This window comes from Actinomadura sp. KC345, from assembly GCF_004348515.1.
Lineage (GTDB): Bacteria > Actinomycetota > Actinomycetes > Streptosporangiales > Streptosporangiaceae > Spirillospora.
In genome coordinates this window covers 38617-46990 of sequence record NZ_SMKH01000023.1, presented here as the reverse complement: position 1 = coordinate 46990, position 8374 = coordinate 38617, and the positions used below count along the sequence as shown (strand labels likewise).

At 70.7% G+C, this 8374-nt stretch carries 12 protein-coding genes; 3 read left to right on the top strand and 9 right to left on the bottom strand.

Going from position 1 to position 8374, the window contains the following annotated elements; all coding sequences use genetic code 11:
* The first annotated feature begins 102 nt into the window (after positions 1-102).
* On the top strand, positions 103-699 hold the full coding sequence (locus E1281_RS06405; RefSeq protein ID WP_131876211.1) for a hypothetical protein: 597 nt from the start codon (positions 103-105) through the stop codon (positions 697-699).
* Here the strand turns inward: E1281_RS06405 and E1281_RS06400 are convergent.
* The 9 genes from E1281_RS06400 to E1281_RS06360 form a co-directional block, all read right to left on the bottom strand.
* A complete protein-coding gene (locus E1281_RS06400) occupies positions 587-1888 on the bottom strand; it encodes a hypothetical protein (RefSeq protein ID WP_131876210.1) in 1302 nt (433 codons plus the stop codon). The genes E1281_RS06405 and E1281_RS06400 overlap by 113 nt on opposite strands.
* A gap of 117 nt (positions 1889-2005) precedes the next feature.
* Complete coding sequence (locus E1281_RS06395) at positions 2006-2314, bottom strand: DUF1416 domain-containing protein (protein WP_131876209.1); 309 nt, start codon at positions 2312-2314, stop codon at positions 2006-2008.
* A 60-nt stretch (positions 2315-2374) separates the two neighbouring features.
* Positions 2375-3214, bottom strand: a complete 840-nt coding sequence (locus tag E1281_RS06390; protein ID WP_131876208.1) for a sulfurtransferase — start codon at positions 3212-3214, stop codon at positions 2375-2377.
* Complete coding sequence (locus E1281_RS06385) at positions 3211-3645, bottom strand: DUF4395 domain-containing protein (protein WP_131876207.1); 435 nt, start codon at positions 3643-3645, stop codon at positions 3211-3213. Before E1281_RS06385 ends, E1281_RS06390 begins: the two co-directional genes overlap by 4 nt.
* Before the next feature lie 251 nt (positions 3646-3896).
* The gene (locus E1281_RS06380) at positions 3897-4325 is read right to left on the bottom strand and encodes a thioredoxin family protein (RefSeq protein WP_131876206.1); all 429 of its coding nucleotides are present in this window, start codon (positions 4323-4325) and stop codon (positions 3897-3899) included.
* Positions 4326-4406: 81 nt separating this feature from the next.
* Complete coding sequence (locus E1281_RS06375) at positions 4407-5129, bottom strand: zf-HC2 domain-containing protein (protein WP_131876205.1); 723 nt, start codon at positions 5127-5129, stop codon at positions 4407-4409.
* Complete coding sequence (locus E1281_RS06370; RefSeq protein ID WP_131876204.1) at positions 5126-5641, bottom strand: sigma-70 family RNA polymerase sigma factor; 516 nt, start codon at positions 5639-5641, stop codon at positions 5126-5128. Before E1281_RS06370 ends, E1281_RS06375 begins: the two co-directional genes overlap by 4 nt.
* Before the next feature lie 61 nt (positions 5642-5702).
* Positions 5703-6410 (bottom strand): DUF2993 domain-containing protein, encoded by a 708-nt coding sequence (locus E1281_RS06365; protein WP_131876203.1) that lies wholly within the window; start codon positions 6408-6410, stop codon positions 5703-5705.
* A 112-nt stretch (positions 6411-6522) separates the two neighbouring features.
* Positions 6523-6783, bottom strand: coding sequence for a MoaD/ThiS family protein (locus tag E1281_RS06360; RefSeq protein WP_131876202.1), 261 nt, complete (start codon positions 6781-6783; stop codon positions 6523-6525).
* 218 nt (positions 6784-7001) lie between these two features.
* Between E1281_RS06360 and E1281_RS06355 the strand changes: the two genes are divergently transcribed.
* The gene (locus E1281_RS06355) at positions 7002-7718 is read left to right on the top strand and encodes a response regulator transcription factor (protein WP_131876201.1); all 717 of its coding nucleotides are present in this window, start codon (positions 7002-7004) and stop codon (positions 7716-7718) included.
* A 54-nt stretch (positions 7719-7772) separates the two neighbouring features.
* Positions 7773-8366, top strand: coding sequence for a TetR/AcrR family transcriptional regulator (locus tag E1281_RS06350; RefSeq protein WP_131876200.1), 594 nt, complete (start codon positions 7773-7775; stop codon positions 8364-8366).
* Positions 8367-8374 lie beyond the last annotated feature (8 nt).

Genomic DNA, 8374 nt, shown 5'->3' with positions numbered 1-8374 from the left:
GCTGTCGGCCGAGGCGGACATCGACCTCGGCATCACCGGGAAGCGCGCGGACGAACTGATCAAGGGCGCCCCCGAGCGCTTCGAGATCAAGGCGGACAGCCCATGACGACCGAGGACACCCATCCCGACCTCCCCGTGATCCCCCCGGAGACCGAGGAGTCGCGCGAGCCCCGGATGCGTCCCCGGGACCGGCGGATCGTCCAGGCCATCGCGCTCCTGTGCGCCGTGTCCGCGCTGCTCGGCGTGCAGTGGCTGGACGAGACGAACAACGTCGAGAAGAACCTGAAGCCCCCGGAGAAGGTCACCACCGTCCCGGCGGGGGCGATCGGCGAGTTCCTCGGGGCGCGGTGGAAGGTCATGAAGCGCGAGAAGGCCCAGCCCCTGGCGACCGGCGCGCAGAAGGGGGCCGGCGACGTGACCGAACTGCGGCTATCGGTCGGCGTCCGGCCCGGGGACGCCGCCTCCGCGAAGACGGTCGGGGCGTACGGCCTCGTCTACCGGCTCGTCGACGGCGACGGCCGCGTGTGGTCGGCCACCGGGACGGCCGGCGCGACGGCGCGGGCGGGCGTCGCGATGCTGGTCACCGTCAGGGCGACGGTGCCTCGCTCCAAGGCCGACTCGGTGGAGCTTGAGATCCAGGCGCCGAAATCGGCGCGGAAGAAGGGGGAGCCACTGGCTTCGCTGCGGTTCGACCACTGACCCTCGCCACGACGAGGTTGAACGCCGCCGCCAGCAGGCAGACCCGCAGGATCTCGAAGACCAGCGCCGACCCGTACCCGACGAACGGCAGCGCCGGGATCCACCACATCACCTCGTGCGGGCCGATCACCTCGTAGACGAAGCGGCGCGCGGCCTCCTCGCCCACGCCCAGGCTCGCGAACAGCAGGCAGAACGTCGCGAACGGCATCATCCCCGAACGGCGGACGAGCCGGAGCCCGTACCAGGCGGGCAGCCACATCTCCCGGAAACCGCGCGTGAGGATCTCCCGGGGGCTGTTGGTCCGCTCGACCCCGCCGGCCCTCGCCAGCCGCTGCGCCGCGCGGCTCCGGCCGAGCACGACCCGCTCGTCCCCGGCGTCCAGCCCGAGGATCACGCCCGCGATCACCAGCATGATCAGCGCGCCGAGCACCGCGTCCTTGAACGGCCCCCACAGGTCGAGGGCGGGGCCCGCGGCGCCCGTCACCCACTCCCACACCTGCCGGCCGGTGAGCCATTCGGCCCCCTTGTTGCGCAGGTGGTCGATGGTGAAGATGCCGAACAGCGCGAACTGGACCTCAAGGAACGCGACGAGCGCACCGATGGCGCGGGGCAGCCGCTCCTCCAGGCTCCACTCCGCCGAGACCTTCATCAGGAACAGCCCCGCGGTGAGCCCGATCGCAAGCCCGAGGTGCTTGTCCATCGACGTGAGCAGCCCGAGCGCGTCGATCTGCCCCTGGATGCCGCCCTCGGTGAAGCCCCGGCTCGCCGCCTGGCTCGCGAACTCGCGGGCGTCCTCGCCCTGCTTCCCCCACGCCAGATAGAAGATCACGAACGGGAGCGCGGCACGGCCCATGGCGCCGATCACCGACTCCTCGTTGCCGACCGCCCACGGCATCAGCTCGCCGCCGGACTCGCGGGCGTGCACCACGTCCAGGCCCTCGCGGACGCTGTGCACCATCAGCACCGTGACCACCAGCGTGATCACGACCAGCAGGCCGACGGTGACGATCGGCGCGATCGTCGCCGCCGGCCCCTTCATCGAGCCGAGCCGGTACCCGCCGTACATCACGCCGTAGCGCAGCAGCTCGCCGACCGTGAACCACAGGGTGAGCGGCAGCACGAAACGTCCCGCGAGCTTCAGCGTGGCCCACGGGAGTGTCAGCGGCGACCGGGCGGACAGACTCAGCATCGCGCCGATGGTATCGAGCCCGGACGGTTGACCGGGCAAATCCCCCTATGTCCCACCAACGACGGACCCCGTCGCCCGCATGCGTTGCGGGCGACGGGGTCGGTGTCTCGTGCCGGATCAGATCGCGACTTCGAGTCCCGCGACCTCGCCGGTCTTCGCCGTGATGGTGTTGTCGACGCTGACACCGCCGGCCGCCAGCACGCGCACGGTCCAGTCGCCGTCGGCGGCGAAGAACCGGAACACGCCCTCGTCGCCGGTGACCACCTCGGCGGTGAACTCGCCGGTCGAGTCGAGCAGGCGGGCGTAGGCGCTGGACACCGGGGTGCCGTCACGGGTGACGGTGCCCTGGATGACGGCCTCGTTGGTGAGGTCGACGGTCGCCGGCAGGTGCGCCGTCTGCTCGGGCGCTGCGCAGCCCTGGGTCATTGCTCCTCCATCTCCGTGCACGACTCTCCGTGCACCGGGGAATCTTCCGCCGGACGTGGGTTACTTGGGCGCGCCCAGCTCGATCGGGACGCCGATGAGCGAGCCGTACTCGGTCCAGGAACCGTCGTAGTTCTTCACGTTCTTCAGGCCCAGCAGCTCGCTCAGCGCGAACCAGGTGTGCGAGGAACGCTCGCCGATGCGGCAGTAGGCGATGGTGTCCTTCTCCGGGTCGAGACCGGCCTCGGTGTAGATCTCCCGGAGCTCCTCGTCGGACTTGAACGTGCCGTCGTCGTTGGCCGCCTTCGACCACGGAACGCTCGACGCGGTCGGGATGTGACCGCCCCGCTGCGACTGCTCCTGCGGCAGGTGCGCGGGGGCGAGCAGCTTGCCGCTGAACTCGTCCGGGGAACGGACGTCGACGAGGTTCTGCTTGCCGATCGCCTCCACGACCTCGTCGCGGAAGGCGCGGATCGACCGGTCCTGGTCCTTGGCCTTGTACTCGGTCGCCGGACGGGACGGGACGTCGGTGACGAGCTCGCGGGACTCCAGCTCCCACTTCTTGCGGCCGCCGTCGAGCAGCTTCACCTTGTCGTGGCCGTACAGCTTGAAGTACCAGTACGCGTAGGCCGCGAACCAGTTGTTGTTGCCGCCGTAGAGGATCACCGTGTCGTCGTTGGCGATGCCCTTGGCGGACAGCAGCTGCTCGAACCCGGTCTTGTCCACGAAGTCGCGGCGGACCGGGTCCTGCAGCTCGGTCTTCCAGTCGATCTTCACGGCGCCACGGATGTGGCCCTTGTCGTAGGCGGACACGTCCTCGTCGACCTCGACGAGGACCAGACCGGGCGCGTCCAGGTTGGACTCAACCCAGTCGGTGTCCACCAGGACGTCTGAGCGGCTCATACGGGAACCTCCCTCTCGGAACTTTTTGTGGTGATACGCCGGATTATGAGATACATCTCGCACCCGAGGCAGAGCCCGAACGCCGCGTTCAGGAACGCCGCCGCCAGGGCGAGGGCGGTGGCACCGGTGCCGAGCCAGGTGGTCCCTGTCACGTACCCGATCGTGCCCGCCAGGGCGAACGCCAAGCCGACTCCCTGCGCGAAGCGGGGCGCGGCCGCGTCCTCCGATTCCCTGGGCGGACCGAGCCGGGGACGGACCAGCACCCTGAACACCAGCCCGTACGGGGCGTACCGGAGGCCGAGGAGCGCCGCGATGGCGAAGACGACGGCCTGAGCGGCGAGCAGCGCCCAGCTTCCGGTCACCAGCACCGCGACGAGGACCACTGTCGTGACGGCCGCACCGAAGCGCGGCCCACGCGGATCGACCTGCATCGGGGTGCTCCTGGCGGAGGAAGCGTGCGTACGAGCTGGAAGCGGAAGGGCTCGGAGGGCGGCGGGGCTCGGATGCCTCAGGCCTGACGACAGAGCGAGGCGGCCACGCGGCAGAAGTCGACCGCGCGGCGCTTCGTGAGCATCTGCTCTGTCCGGTCACGCACGGACGCAATGGTAATCCGACAATCCACGCCCTGTCACATCCGTCTCGCCTTCCGAGACAGTCTTCTCGCAGGTCGTCCCGGTGGGACTCACCGGATCGCCTCCCCCAAGGCCGCGATGACGTCGGGCTTGCGGGGTGCGCCCGCCGCGCTGCGGACGATGCGACCCGCCTCGTCCAGGACGAAGACGGTCGGGGTGCGGAGCACGTTCAGGCGGCGGACGAGGTCCAGATGCGCCTCCGCGTCGAGTTCGACGTGGGCGACGCCGTCCACCATCCCGGCCACCTCGCCGAGGACCCGGCGGGTGGTGCGGCAGGGCGCGCAGAACGCGCTGGAGAACTGGAGCAGGGTGGCCTTCTCGCCGAGTTCGGCGCCCAGGTCCTCCGGCCGGAGGATGTCGCTCATCTCGTCGTCCCCACTCCCCCGGCGTGCGCGCAGGACGCCGTCACGGCGCCGCCGCAGCAGGCCGAACACCGTGGCGGCGGCGAGCACCGCCGCCGCGATCAATGCACCGGTCATCGTCGGCGACAACCGCGCGAGGCCGCGAGTTCTTCCACGGGAGCCACCTCCACGGGAGCCGGGGGCGGGATCAGGTCGGGGTCAGGTCGGGATCGTGAGGAGCGGCCGGCCGTCCAGGCCGACGATCTCGAACGAGAACAGCTGCCCGCGCGGGAACATCGTGGAGCCGCGGTACTCACCGTAGCCCTCGTCGTACGGCACGTACCAGCTGCCGAGGGCGTCGCGCCGGCCGTCCCGCGCGATGACCTGGAGCCTGCAGTGCGAGCCTTTCGGGACACCCGCCAGGTGCAGCTCGACCTCCGTGCCCCACTGCTTCTTCTTCAGCAGCACATAGCCCTTGATGTTGGCGCTCGGGTTCTCGGCGGCGATCCGCTCGACGTCCGCCGTGGGCGACGGCGATGCCGACGGCGGCGGCGACGCGGTGTCCTCCGACCCGAACGGGAGCAGGAGGCCGCCGAACAGCGCACCGACGACCAGCAGCAGGCATGCCGCGGCGGCGAGCGGGGCCCATCCGGTGCCCCGCCCGCCGGCCCGCCGCCCCAGCGGTCCGAGCCATCCCCTCCGTCGCTCGGTCGCTCTGGCCAGCAGCCCGTCCAGCAGCTCGGGCGGCGGCCCGGCCATCTGGTCGAGCTGCCTCTCCTCGACCCGGCCCAGCATCGCGGGCAGGCCGGCCAGCCCGGCGAGCTCGTCCCGGCAGGCGGGGCAGCTCGCCAGGTGGGTCTCCACCTGGGAACGCTCGGCGGGGTCGAGCGAGCCGAGCACGTACACCCCGAGTGAGGTGCGCACGTCGATGCAGTCGTTCATGGCGCCAGCCCCCGCTCCTCCAGTGCGAGTTTGAGCGCCCGCAGCGCGTAGTAGGTGCGGGACTTCACCGTGCCGGGCGGGATGCCCAGCGTCTTCGCCGTCTCCGCCACCGACCGGCCTTTGTAGTAGGTCTCCACCAGGACGGCCCGGTGCGGCGGGCTCAGCCCGGCAAGCGCCTCGGCGACCGTCCAGGACTCCAGGGCCCGGTCGATGTCGTCGGAGCCGGACGCGGTCGTCAGGACGTGCTCGTCGATGCCCGTCTCCGGGGGCCGCGCACGCTTGGCGCGATGCGCGTCCACCACCAGGTTGCGCGCGACGGTGAACAGCCACGGACGGACAGGCCGTCCCGACAGCGCCTCAGGATGTTTCCAGGCACGTAGCAGCGTCTCCTGTACGACGTCCTCGGCCTGGGTTCGGTCCCCACCGGTCAGCCGCAGGACATAGCCGAATAGGGGACCTCCATGCTCGCTGTACAGGGCGCGCAGCAATCTGTCATCCGCGGTGGGACCCACACCACTGACACGTACGCCTAGGCGGACCGGTTCACAAGGACCGGATCATTTTGCGCACCGGTCACCTCTGGACCCGCTGGAGGTCGTTCAGCTTGACGTTCTGGGCGGTGGCGCCGACCCGCACCCCCTCGGGCGTCGGCTGGATCTGGCTGATCTTGGCTCCGAGCGGCAGCGCGGGAACCCGGACGACCCAGGTGAGCTGCTGCTTCAGCGCCGACAGCGGGATCCGCGGGCCGCCCTCCGTCTCGATCGAGACGGGGCTGACCGCGATGCCGCGGTCGGTCGGCTTGAGCTGCAGGACGCCGGTGCCGTTCACCTGGATGCCCAGGACGCTGGTCTGGACGTCCACCGCCAGGTCGTCGCCCTTCGGCTCGATCCGCCGCACCTCGCGGGGCGCGTTCTTCTTGATCAGCTCGTAGGGGGCGACGGCGGACACGGTCGCCGTCCGCGCGGTGACGTTCGCGGTGTTGCCCCCGGCCACCTGCGACAGCGCCGCCTCCACGCCCCGCATGTCGACCTTGACGTCGGTGACGGTCACGCCCTGCTGCGTCCAGTCGCCGATGCCCAGCTCGATGTGGTCGTACTCGCCGCCGATCACCTGGGTGAGGAACGGGATGCCGTGGATGGTGACGTCCGGCCGCTGCGTCAGGTCGGACTGCGCCGCGACCTCCTGGGCGATCCTGTCCTCCGCGACCCGCACGCCGATCCTGTCCGCGGCGATCACGCCCACGATCACGAGGATCAACAGCACCACGAGTACTTTCCGCATGTCTCTCCTCCGTGCGTCGGCATGCGATCGCCACACACTAATGCGCAGGCGCGGCACAACGCGTCACATCGGAGAATGACCTCGAAGCTCGAAAAATCACCCAAATATGACGTCAACCACCGGCGAACGGCGGCAGAACCTCGACGACCCCGCCCTCCGGCAGCTCCACCGACTCGTGCGGACGGCTCCCCACCGGGTCCCCGTCGATGAGGAACGAGCTGCGCCCGACGACGCGCCGGAACTCGGTCCCGCGGCCGTCCCTCGACGCGGCGGCGGTGATCGCCTCGGCCAGCGTGGCGGCGTCGTACGGCTCCTCGTGCGTCCCCGCCGCGGCCTTCGCCGCCGCCCAGTACCGCATCGTCCCCTTGGCCATGGATCCAGACTCTCATTTCCGGCGCGTGACCGTCCCGAGGTGGCCACTCCATTGTCCGGCCACCGCACTCGGTTATGCTCATGGGAGGGATCCGGGCGACGAGGCCATGGAGTTCATCCGACAAGCCCTTCATGGCCGCCTCGTCCTTGAGCCGACGGCCACGCCGGGCTCAAGGGTGAGCCGCCTGGATCTACGCGTTTCTGGACGGGAGGCGTCACTTGAGCAACCTGCTCTTGCTGACCAACGCGCTGGAGCCCTCCGACGAGGTCCTGCCCGCGCTCGGGCTCCTGCTGCACTCGGTGCGCGTTGCCCCCGCGGAGGCGTCCGCCCTCATCGACGCGCCACCCGCCGACATCGTGCTGGTCGACGCGCGCCGCGACCTGGTGCAGGCCAAGAGCCTGTGCCGGCTCCTGCGGACGACCGGGCTCGACTGCCCGCTGCTGGCCATCGTCACCGAAGGCGGCCTGGCCGCCCTCAGCCCCGAATGGGGCCTGGACGACATGCTGCTCCAGGGCGCGGGCCCCGCCGAGGTCGAGGCCCGGCTGCGCCTCGCGGTGGGACGCGCCGCCGTCGCCGACGCCGAGGAGGTCCCCGGAGAGATCCGCAGCGGCGACCTCACGATCGACGAGGCGACCTACACCGCCCGCCTCCGGGGACGGGTCCTCGACCTGACCTTCAAGGAGTTCGAGCTGCTGAAGTACCTCGCCCAGCACCCGGGCCGGGTCTTCACCCGCGCCCAGCTCCTCCAGGAGGTCTGGGGCTACGACTACTTCGGGGGCACCCGCACCGTGGACGTCCACGTCCGCCGCCTGCGCGCCAAGCTCGGCGCCGAGTACGAGTCCCTCATCGGGACCGTCCGCAACGTCGGCTACCGCTTCGTCCCCGACCACCGCCCCGGCGGCGACACCGAGGAGAAGACCCCGGCACGTACGTGATCGACCGGGCGTGAGCTGCGGAGCACATCCCGCGGTGCGGGATAGGCTCGCGGCATGGCCATCGTTCCGGAGACGTCAACGATGGACCGCCACCGCGAGCGGATGCTCGAAGGGCTGGCGGCGTCGATACGGGAACAGGGGCTGGCGCGCACGCAGGTCACGGACATCGTCCGGCATGCGCGAGCGTCGCGGACCACGTTCTACAAGTGCTTCGCGGACAAGGAATCCTGTTTCATCGAGCTCGTCCGCGTCACGACCACGGTCGGGCTGGAGGCGGTCGAGAACGCGGTCGACCCCGCGGCACCGTGGGAGCGGCAGGTGGCCGACGGCGTACGGGCGTACTTCGACGCCCTGACCGCCGAGCCGGCGATCGCCGTCGCGGTCACCCGCGACCTCGCCTCGCTGGGCACGAGGGGCATCACCGTGCAGCAGGAGGGGATCGAGCGGTATGCCGAGCTGCTGTGCCGGCTCACACGAGGCTCCCGGCTGCGACGCGCCGGTGTACGCCCGCTGTCGATGCACGCGGCGGTGCTCCTGATCGCGGGCATCAACACGATGGTCGCGCGGGCGATCGACCGCGGCGAGCCCATCGGCGAGCTTCTGCCGACGGCCGAGCGGGCGGTCATGGGAATGCTCGCCCCGGCCTGATTGCGCCA

Bases quoted from the DNA above. Each gene is read 5' to 3' on its own strand.
- E1281_RS06365 (WP_131876203.1), bottom strand. From the start codon at position 6,410: ATGCGGAAAGTACTCGTGGTGCTGTTGATCCTCGTGATCGTGGGCGTG.
- E1281_RS06385 (WP_131876207.1), bottom strand. From the start codon at position 3,645: ATGCAGGTCGATCCGCGTGGGCCGCGCTTCGGTGCGGCCGTCACGACA.
- E1281_RS06380 (WP_131876206.1), bottom strand. From the start codon at position 4,325: ATGACCGGTGCATTGATCGCGGCGGCGGTGCTCGCCGCCGCCACGGTG.
- E1281_RS06400 (WP_131876210.1), bottom strand. From the start codon at position 1,888: ATGCTGAGTCTGTCCGCCCGGTCGCCGCTGACACTCCCGTGGGCCACG.
- E1281_RS06350 (WP_131876200.1), top strand. From the start codon at position 7,773: ATGGCCATCGTTCCGGAGACGTCAACGATGGACCGCCACCGCGAGCGG.
- E1281_RS06375 (WP_131876205.1), bottom strand. From the start codon at position 5,129: ATGAACGACTGCATCGACGTGCGCACCTCACTCGGGGTGTACGTGCTC.
- E1281_RS06390 (WP_131876208.1), bottom strand. From the start codon at position 3,214: ATGAGCCGCTCAGACGTCCTGGTGGACACCGACTGGGTTGAGTCCAAC.
- E1281_RS06405 (WP_131876211.1), top strand. From the start codon at position 103: ATGACGACCGAGGACACCCATCCCGACCTCCCCGTGATCCCCCCGGAG.
- E1281_RS06395 (WP_131876209.1), bottom strand. From the start codon at position 2,314: ATGACCCAGGGCTGCGCAGCGCCCGAGCAGACGGCGCACCTGCCGGCG.
- E1281_RS06360 (WP_131876202.1), bottom strand. From the start codon at position 6,783: ATGGCCAAGGGGACGATGCGGTACTGGGCGGCGGCGAAGGCCGCGGCG.